This is a genomic window from Cupriavidus pampae (genome assembly GCF_914271485.1).
Lineage (GTDB): Bacteria > Pseudomonadota > Gammaproteobacteria > Burkholderiales > Burkholderiaceae > Cupriavidus > Cupriavidus pampae.
Window position 1 is genome coordinate 181,615 of the sequence record NZ_CAJZAG010000012.1, and the last position, 23,775, is coordinate 205,389.

A 23,775-nucleotide genomic window follows, 5' to 3' on the forward strand; every position below is an offset into this window, starting at 1 on the left:
CGCCGTTTGGCGGCAGTGTCTGCAGTAAGGCAGGTCAGGCAAACTCTTCTGTCATGCGGCGAGCTTCGGTCTGCTGGTTCAGGTACACGCGGGCCCATTCGCTGGAGTTCTTGGAGCCCTTCTCCTTACGCTGTACGAGCGCAGTCTGGTGAGGGACGATGGCCTTCAGCGACTCGACAGGGCAGAGCATCTTGCGCGCGGCAGTCGCCCAGTAGGTCTCGTCGATGCGCAGAATGACCTTGGTAGCCATCGCGGCATTGAAGTCTTCCGGGAAGTGCGTCGGACTCTGACTGGCGCAGATCAGGCTTCTGCCGAATTTTCGGACTTCACGCGCCATCGTGTTCAGGATGTTGTCCTCATCCTCGTCGACAAAGGCGTGCGCTTCATCCAGAATGTAAATCGCCTTTAGGTCGCTAGATTCGCCTTCTTCGATGGCCTTCAGGAACAGGTCGCGCAAGTGGAATAGCACGAATAGCTTGCGCTCTTCGAGATCCAACGCCTTGAGGTCGTAGCGCCAGACCGGGGCGCTCGGATCGAATGGCGGCCGCTTTGGCTTGAAGATCCCGATCAGTAGCAGGGTTTCAAGGCGATCGATCACACCCCGGAGGACGTCGGGTGCGTCGTACTTGCCGATGTCCTCAAGTTCATCCCCCGTGCGAACCGATAAAACTGCATCCTTGTATTGATCGATAGCCCGTTGGCGCAGCTTGTCCAGTTCCGCTTCGGCCTCTTCATCACGGAATTCGGTGTTGGAAGTGCGCAGCGATGCCAGCGTCTTGCGACGCAGGTTCATCGCCGCCCGGTTGACCAGTTCCAGTTGCGTGATCGCCTTCTTGTCGGCGCCGAGATACGATTCAAGGTACTTCCGGCGCGCGAAAATCAGTGCGTCCTCCAGCGACGGGCATGTCCGGCCCGTTGTTTTCGGCTTCCACCGTGTTATGCCGCCCTTGTAGTCGTCGACGCCGATCCACCAGCACTTGGCGTCGCCATCCCACCGGGCACCGAAGGGCTTGGCGTCGTCTTTCTCGTTGATCGGGACGTCGAGGTAGAGCCGATGGGTGTCACCCCCATAGAGACGCGATGCCGATTCGTCGATCACCCATGTTGACGGATCGTTCTGATAGATGCCGTGCTGCGCATAGACGTCCTGCAGGATATTGCGCAGGCAAGCGCGTTGCTTGTCGCCCAATTGGCGAGTCACCTTGTCGAGCGTCTTGATGAGGGTGCTGATGGCCTTGCGTGGACCGCCGTAATGGGGGTCGGACCCAATGCGCAGCGGGTTGAGCCCATATTCGCTTTGCTCCGAGAACCGCACTGTGCTGGCGCCCGGGATGTCGATATCGCCGTGAATATCGAACACATGCATGGTCGGGGGGCGGCCGTTGGAGGTGGCGATGATTTGGCTGATCGCGGCGCGCAGCTGGTGTGTCTTGCCGGCGCCCGAGCCGCCCGTGATCTGGATGTGGCCGTTGACAAGCGTCGCAAAATCCGAAATGACCGGCTGGCGGTCGCGGGCATTGGTGCCCCAGACAATCTTTGGTTGCATGGTTCTTATAGGTCCGAAGACGGCGCCGGGGCACCGTCGAATTGCTGTCCGCGTTCGAGCGCAGGCTCGGGGCGCTTCAGGCCCACGAGTGCGGTAACGGTCTTCTTGCCTTCGCTCATGGCGTAGGCGATCGTGCGGCGGCCGTTGAGCACCACCGGGCGGCCGCTGGACATGTCGATGACGACCTCGAACTGCGACGGGTTGTGCCCGAGCTGCGCACGCAGGTCGCCATGCCCCTCGGTTGCGTGGCGATCGCACTCTTCGATAAACCAGTCGAGCGTTTCCTGCTTGGGCAACAGGCCCTTGATCGCGAACTCGGCATCGCGTTGCCAGATGCGGGTGTCGGTATCCACTTCCGGCGTGCGGAACTTGCGGACGTCGTCCAGCAACGCGGTCTGGTCGGCTTCGAGCAGCGAGAGCGGGGTGGTGCCATCTTGCGCAACGGCTTCCAGATCTGCGCCGGCGTCTTCGAGCGCGATCACGGTGTTGGCATAGCCCAGTGCGGCGGCGTAGTGGGCCGCCGTGTAGCCTTCGCGATCAGTGATGGTCGGACTCGCCTGCGCGTCGAGCAAGGCCTGTACGCTCGAAGTGCGGCCCAGTCGTGCGGCGGCCATCAAGGCCGTCAGCTTGTGGATGTGATGCAGGCGGTCGATCGAGATCGGCTGCGCGGCGAGCTTCTGGATTACGCTGGCCGGCCGACCCTCCTGAACGGCGTCAAAGAGCTTGTTTTCAGCGGCTGTCACGCGCAACAGCGTGGTTTGGCGCTGTTCGTTGTAGACGCGGTGTTCCTTGACGGTACCCGTGACGTGCAACCGCTCGCCAACTTCGCCCATCTCTGCGCCCGAGCAGAACCACACCAGATGGTTGCCGTCGTCATCGCGCATGCGATAGAGCATCTTGTCGCCATACTGGTCGCCCGGAATGAGGGTACGTCCGAGGATCGTGACCGCGCGCTCGATCTTGCCATCGACCTCGCCCACGAAAGCGCTGATGCGCGTGTCGGCCGCTTCCAACCGGCGGAATTCCCGATAGTCGTACGCGGCCACGGCCGATACGAGGATCCCCAGTCGACGGGCGGGAATGTCCTCGCCGGCGCCGAGCACCGACAGGTTGTGAAGATAGGTCGACTGCTGACGTTCCACGGCCATTTCGTCCGAGACCAGCCATGCTTTCACGCGGGCGGCCTTGTCGCGGTCGGCGGGCTCGATCTTCGGGGGGAGGGGGGCGCCCGGGCGTCGACGCGAGAAATGCTCGGCCACAGCATCCGCAGTGGAGATCACCTGCTGGAATTCCGCCTTTTCCTTGGACATGTAGCCGCCAATGCGGACCTCAGCACAAGCGGCTTCGAGAATGGCTTTGACCGGAAGCAGTTCCGCATCGGCACCACGGGAATACTCCTCGCATTCCGTCAGGTCGTCGTGCATCTCGACGAGCACTTGCAGGCAAGCCGTCTTGGCAAACGGATCGTCACCGTTGAAAAAATCTGTGAGGCACGTGCTGCCGACCTGCAGGTGGCGGTCGGTGGCGATCTCACGCAGCACGAAGGTGGTGTTGCGGTCCCGCGTTGTTTTGCACTGATCGCAGTCCGGCGCGCACTCGCGATACTGTGCAGGGGTCTCCTCCATGCCGAGCACGAGCGGCGTGCTGCCGGCAGAGAAGTCCAGCTTGGCCACAAACGCATAGCCGCTTAGTACCGGTTTTTCTCCTGTCACGGTCACGTCCGACACGTTGGCCATGATCTCTTGGCCGACGGTCTCGTTGGCTTGAATGCTGACCCGCGTGATGCGCTGGAGCTTCGGCTCCGACACCTGCAGCCCGATTGGTTGCATGCCGAGCTTCGCTGCACGCTTGTTGATCCGGGCGATGGTCTGGCGCACGCGGCCGAGATTTTCGACGGGGATGGCGTACGTGCGGCTGAAGGTGTCTTGGCTCATGAGATATCCAGTTCAGGACGAGGTGCGCCGCGTTGCCGCGAGGGCTGGCAGGGTCAGGCTAGGGGGGAACACCGGGCCGAGACTGGTGCGCAGCACGCGGGCGATCTGCTGCTTCGCGCAGAGTGCAAGCGGAGCGGGGTTGCGGTCGCTGGCCGAAGGACGGGTGATAAGGTAGGTCATGAAATGGCTAGGTCAGGGAGCCGGCGTCGGTGGCTTGGGCAACCATTCGTCGTCCTCGGCGGTCCAGAAGGCACCAGCCGCCGGGACTTTGGCGTCCCGCAGGTATTCGAGATCCGGCTTGGCGTTGCGCACGGCGTCGAGGTGGGCGAGACCGAGCTCGACGTGTGTTTCGCGGATCTCGGCGTCGCCGTTGTGCTCGAAGAAGAGCGCCTGCACGGCTTCGTTTGGCAGCTTGTTGCCGATGGCCTGCACCACCCGCGAGAGCTGGTTGACGGCAGGAATCGTCTGCGAGAGATGGTCGTTGCCGTATTCGTCCGGCGTGCGTGCCCGCAGGCTTGCGCCAAACAGACGTATCTCGGTGGCGGTGTCAGGGGCGCTCATGGGCAAACTCAGAGATGGGAGCGGTCAAGCATGGCACCGGCCTTGGCCGCGCGCTGGGCGGAGAGGTACGGTGACGGCGTGGCCGGCACTGCTTCGATAATCATGTCGACCATCCGACGGGCGAGGCGGCGGAAGCTCTCGTCGATGTGCTCGGTGGGCAGGCCCGTGAATCGGTGTTCGTGGATGCGGCGGTGACGGGCGACGTGGTCCATCGTGCGCAGGCTTTCCACGTCCTTTTTGGCGTTGTGCCGGTAGTTCGTGACGTAGATGGCCCCCATCTCGGGGATCAATGCCCGGGCGATGGTGACGCAGGCGTCCTCGTTGTCGAGATCGGCGCGCAGCCGTTCCACGGCGTACTCGGTCATCTCCAGTACGGCGTTCAACCCCTTCTGCACCAGCGTTTCCACGTCGGGCACGAAGTAATCGAAGGAGTGCACGGCCTGCGTCTGCAGGTCCGGCACGATAGAGAGCAGGGCCACCCGCTGGGCGGTGACCAGATCCAGCTGGCTCGGCTGCAGATCGGGCTCGGGCGCCTGCCTCACCTTGTCCAGCGCGGTCTGGATCATGTCGCTGATGAGCGGTGCGGGAATCTTGGCTTTGCCCGTCGCATACGCGAGACGCCAGTTGAGCGCCGCAATCTCGGCGGACTGGGTCGACAGGCTGTTGAGCATCTCGGCATCTGCAGGGCGCGTGCGATCCAGCCCTGCAAATTCGACCATTGTGTCCGTCAATACGTGGGCGTCTTGGAGCAGTTCGTTTGTCGCCTCCACGATTTTGGCATCGCTGCTGTCGCTGCCGGGATGCACGACCACGGCCTTGATGAGCGCGGCCATGATGCGCAGCGCGGAATAGGCGCGGCGCGCCATGGGGGACGCGGCGTCGCGTGGCGCGGGCTCGGGGGCGAAATGATTGACGCGGCCATCGGCTTCCACTTCGGACGCGATGGGGTCCATGGGATGTGCCGTCAGCAGCTCCTCCGTTACCGACATGAATGCTCCGAGGTGATCTGTTGTCGCGAATTCTACACAAGAAACTGCTTTTAATGGATGTGAATCCGCCGGATATTGGACTATTCTATGTATATGGATACGAAAAAAACATTGATTTCACGCGCTCGTGAACTGCTGGCGGTCGTCGATTTCGCGAAATGGATTGATTCGTGTGACGCGAGCGGCGCAAAACAGATGGAATACCCGTTCTCGGGGGTGGCGCTGGATGCGTCGCTCTCGGATCTGTTCGCGTTGGCGCACGACAACGTCGGCTGGATGCTGGCAATGCACGCCAAGGAAGGCCAGTGGCTGGCCCACCTGCCTCTGCATAGCGCCTATCTGGGCTTTGGCGAGGGACTGGTGCTGGTAACCGATGCGTTCACGATGCTGGAGGAAGAGGTGCCGGCGATTGCCGTTCAGATCTTCGTGCCCAAGGTATCGCTGGTTGAACTGCTGGGTGCCCAGACCCTGCTGGGCTTCGGACTGGGGACGGATGTGCCCGGCGAGGCCGCGCCAGCCGTGCAACGTGTCAACCGGCTGGTGCCCCTTTACACCCCCGAGCGGTACGAGGCCGAGCGTCGCGTGACGACGCCAGTCACCTCGCGCCGGCTCTTTGCCCGCTGAGCCAGCTGAGGCCGCTGAACGCCGTACGGAGCGACGACGCAACATGCTGAATTTGAGAAGCCCGGACCCCGCAAAGCCAATCCACGCTGGCGCCGAAGGACTGCAGATCGGGCAGGCCGACCACACCGTGGTCCGACTGCCGGCGCGCTTCTTCCTGCGCACCTTGGGCGCCTACAAGACCGGCCGCACGCTGGTGCTCGCGGGACAAGCCATCTGGCATGCCGATGGCGACAGCCGTCTGGTGCGGACCACGCGACTGACCCGTCCAGCGACCGTGCCAGAGACGTTCGGGGATCCCCGCCGGCATTGACGATCCGACCCTGACCCAACCACCCACCCCAAAACAGGCACCCGCCCCGGGTGACTTCTCGTAACCGCAACCATCCATTACCGTGATCGACTCTATCCCCAATGCACCAACGCAACCGCAGCTTGCGGCCTCCCGGATGTATCTGCTCGCCAACGTCCTCAATATCGTGCTCACGCTGGTGGGCGTCGTTTTCCTGAATAGCGGGTGGGCGTTCCGGCACGAAGGGGTGCCCCCCTATGTTGTCATGGCCGCAGTGGGCGTCATTCTGAGCTCGAATGGCTCGGTCATGGTGTGGGACCGTATGCGTGCCAGCAAGCGTGCGGGACGGACCAAGAAGCGAAGCGACTATGTGCTGCTTGCCTGCGGCGCAATCGTGCTGTTCGAGGGCTTGGCCGGGCTGCAGGTGGCGTTCGCTTACGCGTCCACACAACCAGCGGTGGCACAGCACGCACAGGCGTCCGCGCACGATCTCTATTACGTGACCCGCTGCGAGCGAGAAAGCGCAGCGTGCTGGTACGCGGCCGCCGCTACGGCCAGTACCGCCTTTGGCGTGGCGTCGGTACCGCTCATGGCGCCGCGCGGGACCTTCGATACCGCGCAGATGCAAGCTGTGCTTCGCCGCGCGACAGCGCTACTCAAGACGGAGGCCAGCGGTGATGCCATGCGGGCCTATCACACGCGCGATCGCGCCTGTGCTCGCTCGATCCTTTGCAGCGTGACGCTCGGCAGGCAAACAGCCAAAGCTGCGGCCAGCCTCCAGCAGACCGCCGCCGCGATGGCGCTGCTGGCGGAGCGCGCATTGCCCGCTGTAGAGTCCAAGGCGCCGTGAGCCGGGAACAGCATCGCGTGCTCGTGGGGGCGGCCGAACGCTGGTTGCGTCGTCGCGGCTTTGGTGTGATCGGGACCGAGATCTTTGCCGCAGGGTGCCGGGAGCAGGCCGATGCCATCGGCTTTCGGACCAACGGCACGGCACTGGTGGAATGCAAGACCTCGCTCGCGGACTTCCGCGCTGACGCCAAAAAGCCGGAGCGCCAGCTGGGAGGACTGGGGGTGTACCGGTTCTACATGTCCCCTCCCGCTCTCATCACGCCAGAGATGCTGCCGCCACGATGGGGACTGCTGTGGGCCGATGGCAGAAACATCGAAGAGGTTCGCGTCCCTCAAGGTAACGCGTGGCCCGCCTTCAACCCGCAGTATCCCCATGGCGATTGGACCGCCTTCATGCACGCCCCCGATCTGGACGCGGAGCGGCTTGTGCTGTTCTCGATCGCCCGGCGTCTGGCGCGCGGCGAGTCTCCTGCCCGGCGTTGACAGTGTTGGCGGCGGGGTGTGTGTCGAGTATCATACCGATACCTAAAGAATCTTTCTTGCACTGCCCATGGCCACCAAGACTGCGCCCGCGCGCCGGATACCGAAGCCTCCGGCGACGTCCGCCAACCCTCGTAAGCCGATGCCTGCCAAGCGGGCGGCCAAGGGGGCCGCCGACCCTTCGGAGGGCGTTGTGGCGGCGGGCGCGAACGCCGGCGTGGTGTCGGCCTTGTCGATCGAACAGATCGCCGAAATCCGGAGCCGCCTCGGTTTTGCGAACAACAGGGAACTGGCCGAGGCCCTTGGCCTCTCTCACGTCAGTCTGAAACGCATCATGACGAGCGCGCAAGGCATGAGCAAGCAGGCGGCGGTGCTCCTGCTGGCCTTGCTGTATTTCCGCGAGCGGCCGCAGGCGGCGGCGGAATTCGATCAACTCCTCGCCCAGTACAACGCCGCGTTACCAAAAGTATCACAATGATACTTTGAGGGTATCGTAACGATACTTACAATGTCCCGGCACGCATCGAGAACCGGAAGACATTGAACTGTGGCAACAGACCTGTTTCCCCCCTGCAACGTCCTGCTCGCGCAACGCGATCCCTTGGCACCGTTTTCACGCTGGCATGCGCGGGCATGGCAGGCAGCGTGGGAGCTGCACTCCCCCTGCGTAGCGGTGCTGGGTGCGCTCTCGGCGCGCCGCGCCGCCATCCTGCACACGCAGCGCGCGCGTGCCAGCGATACCGCCGCCCATCAGCTGTACTACCGCGAAGAGGCCGCACGCCTGCGTGCAATGGCTCGGGCGGATCTCGTCAGGGCTCGCGCGTTGCGCGCGGCACCCGTGCGGGTTCCGTATCTGCTGATCGCCTGTAGCGGCACCAAACGGCCGGACGCGCAATGGCTACCAGCCCTGTCGCGCTACGACGGCCCGGCCTATCGCGTGCTGCGCGGTGCCGTGCAGGCCACGGGCTGCCGCCCCTCGATGCGGATCCTCTCCGCCGAACTGGGCCTGATCTCACCGCAGACGGCGATCCCGGATTACAACCGGTGCATGGACGATGCGCGCATGCGGGAATACCTGCAGAGTGGCAAGGGCGCGGCCGAGGTCAGCGCGCATCTGCACGCGGTGCGTCCGACGGACATTCTCGTGATGGGTGGTGCGCGATATCGCGAGGTGTTCCACGATGCGCTCGTGCGGGCCAACCTGCCGACCCATGTGCGCCAGCTGACCGTGCACGGCGGCATCGGCGAGCAGCTCGGCCAGTTGCGGCGCTGGCTGCATGGGTTGCCGGTGCCGGACGCGCTGGATCTGGCGGGCACCCGTGGACGCCCGCGAGTCAGACCGGGCAGCGCCGCCACCGACGGGGCAGGTTGGCAAGCCGGTCACCTACGAGACCGGCTTCCTCTTTGGGGGGAAGGTAAAACGCAACAAACCGCCAGCCGTCGCGCGGTCGGCGTGTAAGGGAGCGCGTCGCCGCCGTCGGCGACGCCCAAGTGACCGCGCCGGGCGCGCAGCAGCTCGCGGCGATGCCTCCGGATATGGCCTGCCGGGTTGAGCCATGCCTTGTCCGAGGTCGGCGGCGCCAGATGCATGCCGGCCTTCCCGAGGCACGCCAGCAGCTCCCGCAGCCCCTCCAAGCCCGCGCCATCTTCGACGCGGTAGCGCGCCCAGTTCTGTTGCTCCTCTTCGTCCTTCGCAGGGAATTCCCAGCTGCCCACGGCGATGCCGATGCCTTCGGCTAGTGCGCGTGACACGGGCGCCGGAAGCGGCCGGTCGGCGGGCGCCGCCCTCCACCGCATTTCCAGCGCATCGACCGCATCGGCCAGTGCCTCGATAGCGGTTTGCGCACGCAGCCGCTGCACGTGAACGGATTGCATGCGCGCCACCAGCTTTGTCGGCAGCTGATGAGCGTCGTGATCGACGGCGGCGACGGCCGGACGTGTGGCCGGTCCAACGCCCAATCGCTGCAGAACAGTGTCGAAGCCAGCCAGCTTCGTGCCGTAACACTGCAGCGCCAGCCACTCGTGGGCCATCTCACGAATCGCGAGGTCATTCACGTCAGGCGCCATCAGCCGCGCGGCGGCGAGCGCAACGACGCGGCCAATGGCCGGCGCGGCAGGAAGGTCCTGCAGGCGCCCGGTCGCGCCCCTGCGAAGCTCCACGCCCTCTGCGCGCAGCGCGCGCAGGATGGCGCGCCACTGGACCTCATACAAATCGGCATCCACGGCACGCCCGACATGTAGCGCGTGCGCGGACAGTTCGACGAATGCGGCAGCCCCGCTGTCCGCTTGTCTCACCAGAACGAGGCCTTTGGCCTGCAGGGCATGAAAGACACTCAGAGACACGCTCTTGTAGAGGCCTTGACGACCGGCGTTCAGCCCCTTTTCGGCCAGTGTGCGGTACGGGAGGCAGTGGCCGGCCTTCGTGAGGTGGTACGCGTCTCCAAGCAGGAAATCCACCTCTGCCAGCACGTCAATCCCCAGATGGGGCAATGCGGTGCTGGCGGCCGGTACGAACGCCAGCCCCTTGGCCGCGAGCACACAGCTCGTCGCATGCAGGAACGCGGACCAGCGGGCCCGCATCATGGCGGCGACATAAGGCATGGCGAACGCGCCGCTGCGCAGGCGCGCCGCCGAGCGTGCGTGGACAGCGTCAGGCGTGAGCGCGGAAACAGGGGGCATCGAAGAATCGGCAGACGGCACAAGTCGGCTCCAGAGGCGCCCGAAGGCGAAATCCGATCATTGTAAGCTAACCAAGGAAATAAATATTATTTTTGTGTCTTTATGCGCAAATCAGTCGGTAAATTACTATCCTAACCGTTATAAATGGCGGTATCTCGATAAAATCTCACCAATCTGGATCATCGCTGGCCGTCCGGTCAGGCCCCCATGCAGCAGACCCTCCCTCCCACCACCGACCGGGTTCCGCACGCGGAACCGATCACCGCGCCGGTCACGGGCCCCGGCCATCCCGCCTTCGAGGCATGGTTTGCCGGCTCCCGGATCATCCATGACGGCGCACCGCTGGTCTGTTACCACGGCACGGCGGCGGACTTCAGCGTCTTCAAGGCCCACCAGCCCGTCACCGTCTACCGCCTGAACGGGGAGGCGATCACCCGGATCGACAGCTGGGATGTCGACGGCGACTGGTCGCGCCGCCCCGAGGGGTTTCACTATGGGGCACTGGTCGACGCGCAGACCATGGGCGCCGAAGCCGCCTTGCGCTTTCGTATGCGCGAAGCGGCCAGTCTTTCGCCGCGCGCCCCCGATCCGTCGGATGACACTGAGCGTCGCTTGACCGACCTGCGTCGGATCGTCGGCGGCACGTTCACCCACACCATCGAGACGCAGGCGACGGGCGATGGCCACTACTTCACGCCCGACCAAAGCTATTCCTTCGTGCGCGATATCGGCCGACATGACGCCGGCCGGGTGATGGCGGTCTACCTCTCGATCCGCAACCCCATCTACTTGAACGCCGCACAGATCGAAACCGCTGGCATGGCCGACCGGGTCGCCCACTACCGGACGCTCGGCCACGACGGCGCGATCTTTGCCGACTATCCGGACGATCTAACACGCCGTGGCTGGAGCGGCGCGTCGCAGATCGTGGCGTTCGACGCTCACCAGATCAAGTCGGTGTGGAACGTCGGCACCTTCGATCCCGGCAATCCCGACATCCGTTTTCGGCGGGACGAGGCAGCCGCGCTGGCAACGCCGCCCACGCTGGCCACGCCACGCGCCCCAAATCCTTTCACCTTTCCGGGTGCCTCGCCCTTTGGTGCCGGCGTGCGGGCCCGGCTGCCGGCGAGCGCCGTTGCCCGTGATGTGCCGCCTGCGCCGGCCATTGCCCCGGCGCTAGCCGAGGAGGCCGCCCGCGCGCAGCGCGCGGCAGCCTTTCAGGCGTGGTTCGCGGATAGCGCCATTCGGCACGCGGACGGCCGGCCCCGGATCCTGTACCACGGCACCGCGACGGACTTCACCGCCTTTCGCCCAAGCCGGGGCACGCCGTCGGACCCGGGCTGGTACGGCAGCGGCATCTATCTCACGGCGGATGCGGAGCTCGCGTCGGCCTACGCGGGCGATATCGGGAATCCCGTCGACGCCGACGCCGCCAGAACAGACCATGGCCCGCGCGTGATCGCCGCGTACGCGGCGCTGCAGAACCCCTACCACTGGCCGCCGGGCCGGCGCGCCGCGACCACGGTCGCAGAGGCGCAAGCGATCCGCGCCGAACTCGAAGCCGCCGGCTATGACGGCGTGGTGGTGGGCAATGCTTACGCCGATCCCGAGGTGGCCCCGCACTGGGAAGTGATTGCGTTTCACCCGGCACAGGTCAAGAGCGTCTACAACGTGGGCACTTTCGATCCCACCGTGGCCGATATGCGCTATGCGCGCAGCCCCGACCCGTTGGAAGTGGCCAAGGCACCGGGCGCTGATCGCCATGTGGCCGGAACACTGCGCACCCAGACGGAGGGGTTCCGCCGGTGGTTCGGGGCGAGCCGCGTGGTGCAGGACGGGCAGCCGCAGATGGTTTATCACGGCAGCGGCGCGGAGATCAGTGCCTTCGATCTCGCCCGCGCCGGCGAGCACAGCGAGCGCCTCGGTGAGGTCGCGTTCTTCACATCGAGCCCACGCGTGGCAAGCGGCTACGCGGTACATCTTGACCAGAATGCCGAACTGGTGGCGCTAACCGAAGAGACGCGCCTGCTGCGCGAGCAGTGGGCCGAGGTGCGTGCGCTGCACGGCGCCGACACGGCGGCCTACCGCGCGGCCGAGACCGCCTACTGGACCGTGGCCGATCGGCGATCCACGCTGGCAGCAGCGATCCACCGGTTTGAAGCGCCGATCACGGGGGCCAATGTGCTTGCCGCATTTTTGGCGCTGGATAACCCGCTGGAAGTTGATGCCGGCGGGCAGCTGTCCCGCAAGGATGGGCTGATGGCCCGCGCGATTGCACAGGCGCATGCCGAAGGCCGCGACGGGGTGATCGTGCGCAATGTGCTGGACCATGCGACGCCGGCCACGCGCGAGCTCTCCGATGTGTTCGTGGTGTTTGACGCGACCCGCATCAAGGCGGCCTATGGCAACAGCGGGGAGTACTCCGCTGCGAGCGCCGACCTGCGCTTTGCGCGCGGCGCGGGCCAGATGCTGCCGGCGCCGGCGCAAGCGGCACCGCAGCCGGTCGACGGGCCGGGGGTTCAGGGTGCCTTACGCCAGCACCGGAAAGAGGGCGCATTCCGAGATGCCGATGCGGCGTTTGACGCGTGGTTTGGCGACAGTCAGATGGTTGATGCGGTGGGAGAACCACTGGTGCTTTACCATGGCACCGACCGGGACTTCTCCACATTCAGCGATCACGGTGCAGGCGAACGTTTCGGCCACGGTGTGGTGCACGGCTACTATCTGACACAGGATCCAGCGGAGGCAAGCGCCTATGCCGGTCGCGGCGTTGGAGCGAATGTCCTACCCGTTCATGTTCGTCTCACCAATCCCATCGTCTTTGACGTCGATCAAGTACCCCTGTATATCCAAGACAGGACGTTGCGTGAACAATGGGGCCTGCCTGCCATCGACGAAACGTCCGATTCGTCGTCCAAAGAAATGACCGAGGCAGCCATCGCGCGCGGGCACGATGGCATGGTCGTGCTGCAGGAGGGCGAGCGGGTGATCGTTGCCGTGTTCGATCCGGCGCAGATCAAGAGCGTCTTCAACATAGGTACATACGACGCGCTGAATCCTGACATCCGCTTTGCGCGCAGTGCCACGAGCGTGATGGAAACATCGGACGCGCTAGCGGGCGCCAAACGGGATGCTGCTGCCGCATTTGACGCATGGTTCCGCGATTCAAAAATCGTGGATCGCGCGGGTGAGCCGCTGGTGCTCTACCACGGCACGAAATCGGACTTCGTCGCGTATGACACCACGTCAATCGGCGCGACCGATTGTGGACTGTTAGGCAAGGGGTTCTATTTCACGTTCAACCCCGAAGAAGCGAGCGGCTACGCGCTCAACGAACAGTATGGCCACGGCGACGCCGCGAATGTCCAGCCCGTCTATGTGGCCCTGAACAATCCATTCGTGATCGCGCAAGGCCTACTGCCGGACGGCCGGACCGTGCAGGAACTCCACGGTGGGACCGTCATCACCGCCAGCGGCGGCAACGCGGTGCGCCAACTTGCCGAAAACGCCGGACATGACGGCGTTGTGTGGACGAATCGGGAAGGCAAGATCCTGCATGTGGTGGCGTGGCAGCCGGAGCAGGTCAAGTCCGCTATCGGCAACGCTGGTACGTATGACGCGAACAATCCGGACATCCGCTTCTCGCGCACGTCGGCGGCCAGTGTCGCGGACACCGACCCTTGGATGGCCGGATCCAAGGCGGTAGACGCACTGGGTAAGCCGCTGATTTTGTACCACGGTACCGCCACGACATTCGACCAGTTCAGGGCGCCCCGTCAAGGCGTCTACTTCTCCTCCGAGGAGGAAGTCGCACAGGCCTACGCTGAGTATGCGGTCAGCAAGCGAAAAGGCGACACGCCCCATGTCAAGCAAGTGCATCTGGCCATTCGCAATCCACTGGTGGTCAACCTGCGTGGCGCGACCTATTCCTTCCGGCGATTCGAGCGAGCCATCGTCAAGGCGAAGTGCGACGGCTACGACGGCATCCAGTTCCGCAACGTCGACGACATGCCGTGGGGCACCAGCACCACACGCTCAGACGTGTGGGTCGCATTTGATCCAGAGCAGATCCGGACCGTGACGCCTCCGGCTTCGGTGGAGGCGGAGCTGCATCACCACCCGCGCAGCCCCGAGGAAGCGTTCGACGCATGGTTTGGGGATTCCATGGCGATCGATGCCCAAGGTGAACCGCTGGTCTTGTATCACGGCACACAGGCGGACTTCAACGCATTCGAGCCGGATCGCCGACGCACCAAAAGCAGCATCAGGACACCCGATCCCGGATTCTTTTTCACACCCGATCCGGTGATCGCGTCACTGTATGCGGGCTGCGACGAGCATTTTCCCTCGCCCGAGATCGGCACCGTGATGCCCGTGCATTTGCGCGTCACCAATCCGCTGATCTTCGACTTCAAAGGCGACAAGTACGGCCGCCGGGAAGTGATCGAGCGGGCGATCGCCAACGGCCACGATGGAGTACTCATGCGCAATCACTATGACGCCGGCGGCGTGAGCGATCAGTGGGTGGTGTTTTCGCCGACCCAGATCAAAAGCATCTTCAACGCCGGTACGTATGACCCGTCGAATCCGGACATTCGATTCCGCAGAGCGCCGACAGCGTTGCCGGTGGCAGCGCCAAGGACGACACCGTCGACACACGACGACGGCTACGCACCGTGATCCAAGGAGGACGCATTTGATGCCCTGCTACCTGCACACCACCAAACCGGCCAGCCGCGCGGAATTCGACCAGTGGACCCTTATGGGGTACCTCGGCACGTGGGAAGCCTACTGCACCGCGAAAAATCGCACAGCGGGCCAGAATAGCTTTCTGTGCGGCGAGCTCGGCCCGCACTGTGCCGACTGCGCCGATGTCGGCGCCTACCTGTGTGATTACCCGGTAGGGGACGGCAAGACCTGTGATCGCTCGATGTGCGATAGCCATGCGCATGAGATCGCGCACGAGCTGCACTACTGCGATGCCCACTACAAGATGTGGGAAGTCTTCAAACAAGCTGGTGGCGTGGACGCGGCGTTGCGCAACGTCATCGCCTACAAGACCGAGAAATGACCATGCAGAGCACTCCTACCGCGAGCCTGCATTTCGCAGCCGGACTTGCGTCGCCGTTCGGGCAGCGCGCCCTCCAGCGTCTACGCCCCACGCCGTCCGATGTGACGACACAGCCGTTCGAGGCGTGGTTCCACGGCAGCACGATCTGTGATGCCCGGGGCGAGCCCATTATGGCTTTCCACGGGTCGCGCGCGGCGTTTGATGCGTTCGCACCGGAAAAAGCCGAGATGGACGGCCGCGTGGCCCCGGAGTACGGTCGTGCCCACTACTTCACCCTCGATCCAGTGGCTGCCGCCGGCTACGCCGCCAGTGCGCAGCAGTTCGGCGGGGAGGTGGTGTATCCGGTCTACTTGTCCCTGCGCCGGCCGTATGTGATCGACCTCACAAAAGTTGCCGTCCGCAGCGTCTACGCACCGGGCCACGATCCCGCATTTATCAAGCGCCTGCAGGCGCGGGGCTATGACGGCATCATCGTGGTGGACGAGGACCAAGACGGGAGGAAGCCCGCCGGGCTGCTGCCGGACCTGCAAGCCTTCGCGAGCGAGATCGTGGTGTTCGACGCGGCGCAGATCCGTTCTGCCATTGCGGACGCCAACGACTTCACACATCCGGCTTACCAGAACTCCCTTGGACGCGATACGGCATTTCGCCGCTGGCTGGGACGTTCTCGCGCGGTGGACGCCTCGGGGGCGCCCCTGACGCTTTATCACGGCACCATGGCGGATTTCTCGACCTTCGACTTTTCGCGTCTTGGCGAAGCATCCGATCACCCGACGGCCATGCTGGGCGCCTTCTTCTCGACGAACCCGGACACGGCTGCGCAGTGGGCGTGGGATACCGAGAACGGCGGGCAGATCATGCCGGTACATTTGGCCGTCGAGCACCCGCTCGAACTGGACGGTGAAACGTTCCGGGCGCTGGCCAGCGATCGCAGCTACCGGGACCTGCGGCCACTGGTCGAAGCGCTGCAGGCCCGCGTGCGCGCCGGAGGCCACGACGGCATTCACGTGCGGGCGATTCCCGGGGCAACAGGCGAGGATGCGGAATTCGCCGGAGACATCTGGATTGCGACCAAGCCTGAGCAGATCAAGAGTGCGATCGGCAATCGCGGCACCTATGACGTGGGCAATCCGGACATCCGCTTTGCGCGCAGCGCTGCGGAGTTACTGCCCGAGCTACTGGAAGTCGGTGGCGCGGCCAACGGCGAGGACGCCCGGAAAGACGGCGCATTCCGAGAGGCGGGCGCGCGCGACGCCGCTTTCGCCGCGTGGTTCAGGGACTCCAAGATCGTGGATCCCCGTGGTGCGCCGCTGGTGGTGGTGCACGCGACGCTAAATGACTTCTCGGCCTTTGAATTGCGCCACGGGGAAGCCCAGAGCCACGGCTTCTTCTTCGCCCCGATGAACGAGACGAATCACTATCTGTGGAGCTACCTCGATGCCGTGAAGTATCAGGAGCAGGAACGGGAAGGCAACCACTTCTTTATGCCGGTGTACCTGTCACTGCAGAACCCGAAGACCATCAATACGACGGATAGTGGCCAGTGGGCGGATCCGGACGACGAGAACGCGGCGATCGCTGCGGCCAAGCGCGAAGGACACGATGGACTGATCCTGCGCGACGACGAGCACGACACCACCTTCTACGTGGCCTTTGACGCGACGCAGATCAAAAGCGCGCTCGGCAATCGTGGCACCTATGACGCCAATCATGCCGACATCCGCTTTCGGCGCACTGAGACCGAGGAGCGTCTGCAGGCACAGTCTGAACCAGCGGCAGCGCTGTTCGACCGCTGGTTCCGGGACTCGATGGCGGTGGACGACGCGGGCCTGCCGCTGACGCTCTACCACGGCACTTGCGCCTCCGAGCCGATCACCGAGTTCTGCGGTAACGCATACGCCGGCTGGTTCACGGAATGCCCGGCGCGCGCGAATGCCTATACCTCGGCAAGTATGGACGACGGCGGCGAAGACGGCGCCATCTACCCCGTGCATCTGGCTGTGCATCATCCGCTGGATCTGGCGCACCTCGACGCCAATAAAACGTTCGACGCGGCAACGCTGGCAGCCGCCATGGGCGTGCCGGTCGATGAGGTGCAGGAGTGTTTTGACAATGTGGCATCCGGCCCGTGCTACTGGAACCTGATCGACACGCCAGACTTCCGCGAGTGGGTCGAGGCACTGGGCTGCGATGGCGTACGCATCCGCGAGGGCGGTGTTATGACATGGGCGGCTGTCCGTGCCGAACAGATCGCTAGCGTTTATGAGCACGTTGCATCGGCCGCGCCGGCGCCGGCGGTGCTCGGACCGCAACTGGATGCGGCCACGACCAACGACGCGGCGTTTCGCGACTGGTTCAGGAACTCCGCCGCCGTGGATGAGGCAGGGGTGCCCCTGACCCTGTACCACGGCACTGCCAGCGACTTCAACGTGTTCGACCCCAGCATGGCCGGACGGAACTTCGCACAAGATCCGCAGGGTCTGTTCTTCGCCGAGAACCCGGCCATCGAGCCTTTCATGTCGGGCGAGAAGGCGGCGGGCTATACGCTAAATGGCCAGCACATCGTGCCAGTCCACCTCTGCGTCCAGCGCCCACTGGTAATGGCGCCACGCGAGACGCACGTGCCCTACGAAGGCATGCGCACGATCGGCGGTACCGATCTGTACGATGCGCTGGACAAGCCGGCGTTCTTCGCGCGATTGCGTGAGGGAGGCCACGACGGCGCCTACTTCCCCTACACCCGCAATGGCCGCCGGGAAGGCATGTGGATTGCGCTCGCGCCCACGCAGGTCAAGTCGGTTTTCAACGCCGGTAGCTACGCACTGGACAACCCGGATATCCGATTCGCCCGCGCTGGCGCATCGCTGGCAACGGCGGAGGATGCCGGCGCGGCGACGTTGCCCACAGCGACGTTTGAGGCATGGTTTCAGCAGTCGCAAGTGGTGGATGACTTCGGTCAGCCCCTCACGATGTACCACGGGACCTCCAATGACTTCGCGGCGTTCGATACCAAGGACGGCACCACCGAAGGGGCGGCGTTCTTTTCCACGTCGCCGGCCAATGTCTTCGCCGACCCCTTTACGTGGGGGCAGGACCCGGAAGATGTCGAGATACGGCCGAACGTGAAGCCGGTGTTTCTCGCCATTCAGAATCCGCTGCACGTGACGCGCGCGGACGTGACGGAAGACGGTCATCACAGCTTTGATGCCATGCGCAGGATCATCGCATTTGCGCGCCGTGCGGGGCACGACGGCCTGCACATCGTGGGTTACAACGAGGGCGGCATCGAAGCCGACCAGTGGGCTGCGTTTCACCCGCACCAGATTAAGAGCGTTTTCAATACCGGCAGTTTCGACGCCACCAACGATGACATTCGTTTTGCACGGGAAGCGTCGGCGACGCTGCCCCACGTTGCACAGGACGGTATCGAGCCATAAAAACGATGACACCAATGAAGCCAGAAGACACGCGCCCCGACGTTGCCGCAGACACGCCGGTATTCTCCCCCGTCGACGTGAGCGCCGAGCGATTTCGTGCATGGTTCGGCGCGAGCGCCATCGTGGATGCGCAGGGCGCGCCGCTTGTTGTCTATCACGGGACGCGAAATGACGTGCGGGCCTTCTCCGATGACTTCCTCGGTGCAGGGGCGGACCAGTATCGCAATATGGGGGACTACGGTGACGGGTACTACTTCACCATGGATCCGCAAGCGGCATCCGGTTATGCCAACCGCGAAGGCGACGGCGACGGGCAGGGGGCGAACGTCTTGGCCGTCTATCTTGCCGTTCAAAACCCGATCGCCTCGGAGGCGCTGTTTGCGATCGATGGCGTACAGGGCATGCTCTCCGATCCCTATCCGGGCGAGAGCCTGCGGCCGACGCTCGAAGCATTGGGCTATGACGGCATCATCGTCGACGGCGGCCGGGAGATCGTGGTCTTCCGGCCCACCCAGATCAAAAGTGCATTCGGCAACGCCGGCGACTACTCTGCCGCCAATCCGGATATCCGGTTTGCGCGCGATGCTGCCGATGCCTTGGGCGGACAGCCGACGTCGCTAACGCTCACGCTGTTTCATGGCTCGCGATCGCGCTTTACCGAAATCCGCCCATCGAGCCGGGGATTCTATGGAGCCGGCGTCTATTTGACTGACGACCACGACGCCGCAGCCGAATATGCGGACAGCGCGGCGGGCAACACCGAGCCCGTGGTCTATCGGGCCGACGTGCGAATGCAGCGGCCCTTTATGTTCGACGCGCCGGAGGCCGTTGAAGAGCCGACGAGTCACACGCTGGCCAAGCATCTGTTGACCGGCGAGGTGCTCGACAGCACGCTGCGATTGCTGAGTCGGACGGGTGAGATGGGCAGGGCGATTCAAGACGTGCTGGCCGCACAGGGCTATGACGGGCTTGTGGTGAAGGTGCCGGATTCGCCGACCGAGTACGTGGCATTCCATGCGGATCAGGTGACGCTGGAGCCGTTGTCGACCGCGACTACGGTCGACGCGATGACCTTTGAGCAATGGTTCGCGGGTAGCGTGGTGCGCGACGAAGATGGTGCACCGTTGACGCTCTTCCACGGCTCGAAGAGCGATATCCATGTGTTCGAGAAAGGCAGGAGCAATTTCGAGGCGTCTTCATCCGTTCTCGGTTTCTTCTTCGCTCGGGATCCGGCACTCGCCAGCACCTATGCCTCGCATGATTTCGTGACGGGCACGGCCGCTCCCAACGTGATGCCTGTCAACGTCGCGTTGCGCCACCCGAAGCGCGAGCCGCTGTCGCGCATCAGTGAGATCGAGGAAGTGTGGACCGTCGAGCAGGCGCAGGCCTATGTGCAGGCGCTGCGCGCGCAGGGGCACGACGGCATCGTCTTCGGCGACGCTGAATATGTCGCGTTTGACGCAAGCCAGATCAAATCGGTGTTTCACCGCGAGCACTACGCGTCGGGCGAGGCGGACGTGCGCTTCCGTCGTTCGACCGATGCGTTGCGCGATGCGACACCAGAGGCACGGTTCGCTGCGTGGCTCGACGGTAGCGCGGTGGTGGATAGTGCGGGTGCGCCCCTCGTGGTTTATCACGGATCGACGGCGGACTTCGCAACGTTCGACCCGGGCAGAAGCGACAGCCAAAGTGGAACAGGCGTGCCGCATGGCACGTTCTTTTTCTCCTCCAGTCCGCAGGTGGCCAGCAGCTACGGGGTGTCATGGCAGGGCGACTTCTCGGCGACCTATCACGATGGAGCGAACGTCAAGCCCGCCTACCTGAGCTTGCGCAAGCCGCTGCGGGTCTCCGCGAAGGGAGAGAACTGGCGCGAGCTCGACTACAAGGGCCAGACACTGGATATTAATGAACTGGCCCGGCTGGCGAAGGCCTCCGGCCGCTATGACGGCGTGATTGTGTCGCGCGTCCGGGACAAGGGCGTGGGTCATGTCGACGACCCCGTGGCCACCACCTACATCGCGTTTCATCCCGCGCAGATCCGCAATGCGATCTCTGGTGAGGTGATGGGCCCCGAGCAGTTCGATCTGCGCTTCCGACGCGATGGCACTGCGGCATTGGCCAACGACCCGGCTGGGGCGGAGGCCGCATTCGATGCTTGGTTTGAGGGTAGTTGTGTTGTAGACGCGATGGGCGAGCCGTTGGAAGTTTTTCACGGCACGGGTGTCGAATTCTATACGTTTGATCCGCGCTTTATCGGGGAACGGGACGCCGGATTTTACGGACGCGGCTTCTACTTCACGCCGGATCTCGCGGAGGCGGAGTCATACGCCGAAACCTATGCGGAGTTCCTCGACGAGGATGATGAGGCACCAGACCACGGCGTGACGCATGTTGTCCGTGCGTATGTGAGCCTACGTTCGCCATTCATCTGGGATGTATCGGACGAAGCGGCACGGGCGCGTACGCGAGCCCGACTGGAAGCGTTTGGCGTGAGGCTCGCTGAGCTGAACCCGTGGACGGCGCTGACTGGGCGCGAGCGTGATCGATTCAACCACGCGGTGCGTGCGGCCGGGCATGACGGGGTGTTGGTCCTCAAGGACATGAGCTTGGACGTGGATCTGGCCATCCCCGGCATTGCGGAGATCGTTGCCTTCCATCCTCACCAAATCAAAAGCGCCACGCAGAATATCGGCACATTCGATCCAGCCAATCCGGACATCCGCTTCCGGCGGGATACCAACCCGGCGGCCAACCAAGGCGTCGTGGAATTGGACCTCTCGGTCCCGGCCGATACGTATGCGACCCTGCATGACGCGAAGCTCGGCGATACGACGATTGTCTACGGCGTACATGTGACCGATGGCGGCCCTGTGGTCAAGATTTCATCGGTCCGTACGCCTGTAGCAAAACGCCGCAGCGGAGAAGCGCGGCGTGCGCTGCAGGAGGTACTGAGGCAGTCAGACGCTGCTGGCTTGCCAGTGGCGCTGGACGCCTCACCATTGGATCACCGCACGCGGCTGGACAAGCTCGTGTCGTTCTATGAATCCCTTGGTTTTACAGTCACCGGTGAGCGGGTGAATCGGCTGGGCGATCCGCGCATGACGCGCGCGGCGCAGAGCTCCCATCTGGATCCCGCTGGGTATTGGCGTCAGCGGGCGCTGGAGCGTTGGCTGGGCCGCAGCCAGATCGTCGATGAGGAGGGAGTGCCGTTGGTCCTGTATCACGGCACTGCAGGTGACTTCTCGGCGTTCGACAAGCGACGCCTCGGTGACGTGACAGAGGCGACAGACGCTCGGCTTGGCTTTTGGTTTTCAGGACATCCGGAGCGCGCCAATGCGGCGGCGGCTGATGCACAGGCCGTAACGGCGGACGATGCTGGTGCCAATGTCTTGCCCGTGTGGTTGCGGATGGAGGAGCCATATCACGACTATGGTTCGGTGTACGAGCAGTTAAGCGACCCGGAGGCGACCGCCAAGATCATTCGTCGCGCGCGGCGCGCGGGTCACGATGGGGTAATTTTCCACAATAGCGAAGGCGGCACCAATTACGTTGTGTTCCATCCCGAACAGGTCAAGTCCGCTATCGGCAATGTGGGCACGTTTTCGCGCTCCACTGCTGATATCCGATATCGCCGGCAGGAAGCGCCTGCCCGACGCCTTTCTGTTGACCTGCCGCGCTCGGATTTTGCGCGTCTGCGACCAATCGCGGAAGGACAGGCGATCGCGCTCGTCATCGGCAAGACGGAAAAGCCCGGTGGTGTGGACCCCGTTCAGCAGTTCGATGCCCGCTTTAGCGGTGCCAAGCTCAACCTCTTTGGAAGGGTCCCTGTGAGTGCCTTTATCGCCAACGAGTCGGGGGCCCGTTACGATGGGACGGTCGATCTCGCGCGGGCCTACGACTACGCTTCGCGTCCCGCTCAGGACGTGCCGCCCGTGATCGCTGTGATCGGGCGACGCAGCGGCAAGCTGAGGATTCTGGATGGCGGACACCGGCTGAGTGCCGCACGCTTGCGCGGAGACGTGGACATCCCGGTCATTGTGCGAGTGCCTGCGGATGCGGAACTCGCATTCCTACCAGAAACCAACACGTTATCGGACCACGCACCGGTGGCGAAGTCGGACGGGAAGGGCATTGATGCGCAGACCGTACGGCGTGCACTGGAGGCCGATGAGTACTCTCACCACGTGGACATCTACCCGACGTTTGCGGATACCCCTGCCTATGTACAGGCGGCGGCGCGATCGGAATCCGATCGGGGCGTGAAAGGCTACTGGGACGCGAAGCGCAACAAGGTGGCGCTAGTAGCCGAGTATCTGAAATCGGAATCGGAAGCACGCAAGATCGCGCGGCACGAGCTCATCGGGCACTTTGGGATTGAGCGGATGCTTGGGCCGGAGCGGACCGAAGAGGTGACTGCGATGGTGATAGCGGCCGAGAAAACCGGTAACCGAGTGGTGGCGATGCTCGGGCGGCGTGTGGACCGGCTCCAGCCGGGTCTGAATGCCAAGCGACGTGCGTTGGAGATTGTCGCGCACATGGCCGAAGCCAATATGCATGACCAGCCGATCATGCGGCGGGTTGCAGACGGCATGCGCGTATTCCTACATCACATTGGGTTCCTGAAGGCCGATGTCACCGATGCCAAGCTGTGCCGGCTGCTGCGTGATAGCCAGCGCTATGTCCGCAAGCTGCGCTCGGATCATGAAGCGGTGCAGACTGCAGCGGTGCCGCCGGTGCCCGCGTCGGTCGCCCCGCCCGCCAACTGGACACCTGAGGTGAAGTACTACGGCGTCATCGGCGCCCACGAGAATAACGCCGAACTGCTGCGCGCCATGGGCGTAGAACTGGGTCCTTACGACTATGCAACGCGTCGGTATCCTGCGCGATTCGGGCGCGACGCGAAGGAAGCCTTGTCAGCCCTGTCGACGGATTTTGATGTCCGGGCTACTGCCGTGCATCGCGGCGCCGAAGTGGGCTTCTTTAGTCCGCGCCATCGCAATGCCCAATGGCTGGAGGAACGGCTGGCCGTGCTCGGCTGGCAGCTGGCTACCGATGGTAAGACCCGCGAGCAGGGAAGGCGGCTCTTGCAGGAGCGCGATGCGGTGGCGTCTGCATTGGCAGCCGCGCGACAGCCTGCCCACTCCCGGTCAGGCCAGCAGGCGGACTTTGCGCCGGCATGAATGGTGGGCCACGCCCGGCGAGGCTCTTTGAGGCGGGCTGTGCGAAGGCGCAATCATGCCAGCGCCCCCCTGAGACGCCGGACGTCAACACGGATCCCCCTTCCGTAGGGTAAGAGCCACGGCGGCCCGGGAATCG

Annotated in this window: 16 protein-coding genes; 10 read left to right on the forward strand and 6 right to left on the reverse strand. The window is 64.0% G+C overall.

Annotation, left to right across the window (positions count from 1 at the left end; all coding sequences use genetic code 11):
• Positions 1-34: 34 nt before the first annotated feature.
• The 5 genes from LDO41_RS28085 to LDO41_RS28105 are packed head-to-tail and all read right to left on the reverse strand — an operon-like array spanning position 35 to position 5,030.
• Complete coding sequence (locus tag LDO41_RS28085) at positions 35-1,546, reverse strand: DUF5710 domain-containing protein (RefSeq protein WP_223994275.1); 1,512 nt, start codon at positions 1,544-1,546, stop codon at positions 35-37.
• Positions 1,547-1,551: 5 nt separating this feature from the next.
• Positions 1,552-3,480 (reverse strand): ankyrin repeat domain-containing protein, encoded by a 1,929-nt coding sequence (locus LDO41_RS28090; RefSeq protein WP_223994276.1) that lies wholly within the window; start codon positions 3,478-3,480, stop codon positions 1,552-1,554.
• Between the two features lie 12 nt (positions 3,481-3,492).
• The gene (locus tag LDO41_RS28095; RefSeq protein WP_223994277.1) at positions 3,493-3,660 is read right to left on the reverse strand and encodes a hypothetical protein; all 168 of its coding nucleotides are present in this window, start codon (positions 3,658-3,660) and stop codon (positions 3,493-3,495) included.
• A gap of 12 nt (positions 3,661-3,672) precedes the next feature.
• Positions 3,673-4,041 (reverse strand): hypothetical protein, encoded by a 369-nt coding sequence (locus LDO41_RS28100; RefSeq protein ID WP_223994278.1) that lies wholly within the window; start codon positions 4,039-4,041, stop codon positions 3,673-3,675.
• 8 nt (positions 4,042-4,049) lie between these two features.
• Complete coding sequence (locus LDO41_RS28105) at positions 4,050-5,030, reverse strand: hypothetical protein (RefSeq protein ID WP_223994279.1); 981 nt, start codon at positions 5,028-5,030, stop codon at positions 4,050-4,052.
• Between the two features lie 87 nt (positions 5,031-5,117).
• Here LDO41_RS28105 and LDO41_RS28110 point away from each other — a divergent pair, with 87 nt between their 5' ends.
• The 6 genes from LDO41_RS28110 to LDO41_RS28135 all read left to right on the forward strand — a co-directional run bounded on the left by LDO41_RS28110 (position 5,118) and on the right by LDO41_RS28135 (position 8,731).
• Positions 5,118-5,654 (forward strand): hypothetical protein, encoded by a 537-nt coding sequence (locus LDO41_RS28110; RefSeq protein ID WP_223994280.1) that lies wholly within the window; start codon positions 5,118-5,120, stop codon positions 5,652-5,654.
• A gap of 43 nt (positions 5,655-5,697) precedes the next feature.
• Positions 5,698-5,964 carry a hypothetical protein gene (locus LDO41_RS28115; RefSeq protein ID WP_223994281.1) on the forward strand — a complete coding sequence of 89 codons (267 nt, stop codon included), beginning with the start codon at positions 5,698-5,700 and terminating at the stop codon, positions 5,962-5,964.
• Positions 5,965-6,046: 82 nt separating this feature from the next.
• Positions 6,047-6,793 (forward strand): hypothetical protein, encoded by a 747-nt coding sequence (locus LDO41_RS28120; RefSeq protein WP_223994283.1) that lies wholly within the window; start codon positions 6,047-6,049, stop codon positions 6,791-6,793.
• Positions 6,790-7,275 (forward strand): MmcB family DNA repair protein, encoded by a 486-nt coding sequence (locus tag LDO41_RS28125; protein ID WP_223994285.1) that lies wholly within the window; start codon positions 6,790-6,792, stop codon positions 7,273-7,275. Before LDO41_RS28120 ends, LDO41_RS28125 begins: the two co-directional genes overlap by 4 nt.
• 67 nt (positions 7,276-7,342) lie before the next feature.
• On the forward strand, positions 7,343-7,750 hold the full coding sequence (locus LDO41_RS28130; RefSeq protein ID WP_223994286.1) for a hypothetical protein: 408 nt from the start codon (positions 7,343-7,345) through the stop codon (positions 7,748-7,750).
• 123 nt (positions 7,751-7,873) lie between these two features.
• A complete protein-coding gene (locus tag LDO41_RS28135; protein ID WP_223994287.1) occupies positions 7,874-8,731 on the forward strand; it encodes a DUF6884 domain-containing protein in 858 nt (285 codons plus the stop codon).
• Here LDO41_RS28135 and LDO41_RS28140 read toward each other — a convergent pair.
• Positions 8,653-9,951, reverse strand: coding sequence for a hypothetical protein (locus LDO41_RS28140; protein WP_223994288.1), 1,299 nt, complete (start codon positions 9,949-9,951; stop codon positions 8,653-8,655). The two genes, LDO41_RS28135 and LDO41_RS28140, sit on opposite strands and share 79 nt — an antisense overlap.
• A gap of 207 nt (positions 9,952-10,158) precedes the next feature.
• Between LDO41_RS28140 and LDO41_RS28145 the strand changes: the two genes are divergently transcribed.
• From LDO41_RS28145 to LDO41_RS28160, 4 genes are read left to right on the forward strand one after another with little or no spacing between them, the layout of a single operon-like run.
• The gene (locus LDO41_RS28145; RefSeq protein ID WP_223994289.1) at positions 10,159-14,631 is read left to right on the forward strand and encodes an ADP-ribosyltransferase-containing protein; all 4,473 of its coding nucleotides are present in this window, start codon (positions 10,159-10,161) and stop codon (positions 14,629-14,631) included.
• Positions 14,632-14,650: 19 nt separating this feature from the next.
• Entirely contained in the window at positions 14,651-15,022 is a 372-nt protein-coding gene (locus LDO41_RS28150) for a hypothetical protein (RefSeq protein ID WP_223994290.1), read from the forward strand.
• Positions 15,019-18,459, forward strand: coding sequence for an ADP-ribosyltransferase-containing protein (locus tag LDO41_RS28155; protein WP_223994291.1), 3,441 nt, complete (start codon positions 15,019-15,021; stop codon positions 18,457-18,459). Before LDO41_RS28150 ends, LDO41_RS28155 begins: the two co-directional genes overlap by 4 nt.
• A 14-nt stretch (positions 18,460-18,473) precedes the next feature.
• Positions 18,474-23,639 (forward strand): ADP-ribosyltransferase-containing protein, encoded by a 5,166-nt coding sequence (locus LDO41_RS28160; RefSeq protein WP_223994293.1) that lies wholly within the window; start codon positions 18,474-18,476, stop codon positions 23,637-23,639.
• Positions 23,640-23,775: the final 136 nt, after the last annotated feature.

Coding starts and splice junctions, on each gene's coding strand:
- LDO41_RS28085 (WP_223994275.1), bottom strand. CDS start 1,546: ATGCAACCAAAGATTGTCTGGGGCACCAATGCCCGCGACCGCCAGCCG.
- LDO41_RS28090 (WP_223994276.1), bottom strand. CDS start 3,480: ATGAGCCAAGACACCTTCAGCCGCACGTACGCCATCCCCGTCGAAAAT.
- LDO41_RS28095 (WP_223994277.1), bottom strand. CDS start 3,660: ATGACCTACCTTATCACCCGTCCTTCGGCCAGCGACCGCAACCCCGCT.
- LDO41_RS28100 (WP_223994278.1), bottom strand. CDS start 4,041: ATGAGCGCCCCTGACACCGCCACCGAGATACGTCTGTTTGGCGCAAGC.
- LDO41_RS28105 (WP_223994279.1), bottom strand. CDS start 5,030: ATGTCGGTAACGGAGGAGCTGCTGACGGCACATCCCATGGACCCCATC.
- LDO41_RS28110 (WP_223994280.1), top strand. CDS start 5,118: ATGTATATGGATACGAAAAAAACATTGATTTCACGCGCTCGTGAACTG.
- LDO41_RS28115 (WP_223994281.1), top strand. CDS start 5,698: ATGCTGAATTTGAGAAGCCCGGACCCCGCAAAGCCAATCCACGCTGGC.
- LDO41_RS28130 (WP_223994286.1), top strand. CDS start 7,343: ATGGCCACCAAGACTGCGCCCGCGCGCCGGATACCGAAGCCTCCGGCG.
- LDO41_RS28140 (WP_223994288.1), bottom strand. CDS start 9,951: ATGCCCCCTGTTTCCGCGCTCACGCCTGACGCTGTCCACGCACGCTCG.
- LDO41_RS28145 (WP_223994289.1), top strand. CDS start 10,159: ATGCAGCAGACCCTCCCTCCCACCACCGACCGGGTTCCGCACGCGGAA.
- LDO41_RS28150 (WP_223994290.1), top strand. CDS start 14,651: ATGCCCTGCTACCTGCACACCACCAAACCGGCCAGCCGCGCGGAATTC.
- LDO41_RS28155 (WP_223994291.1), top strand. CDS start 15,019: ATGACCATGCAGAGCACTCCTACCGCGAGCCTGCATTTCGCAGCCGGA.
- LDO41_RS28160 (WP_223994293.1), top strand. CDS start 18,474: ATGAAGCCAGAAGACACGCGCCCCGACGTTGCCGCAGACACGCCGGTA.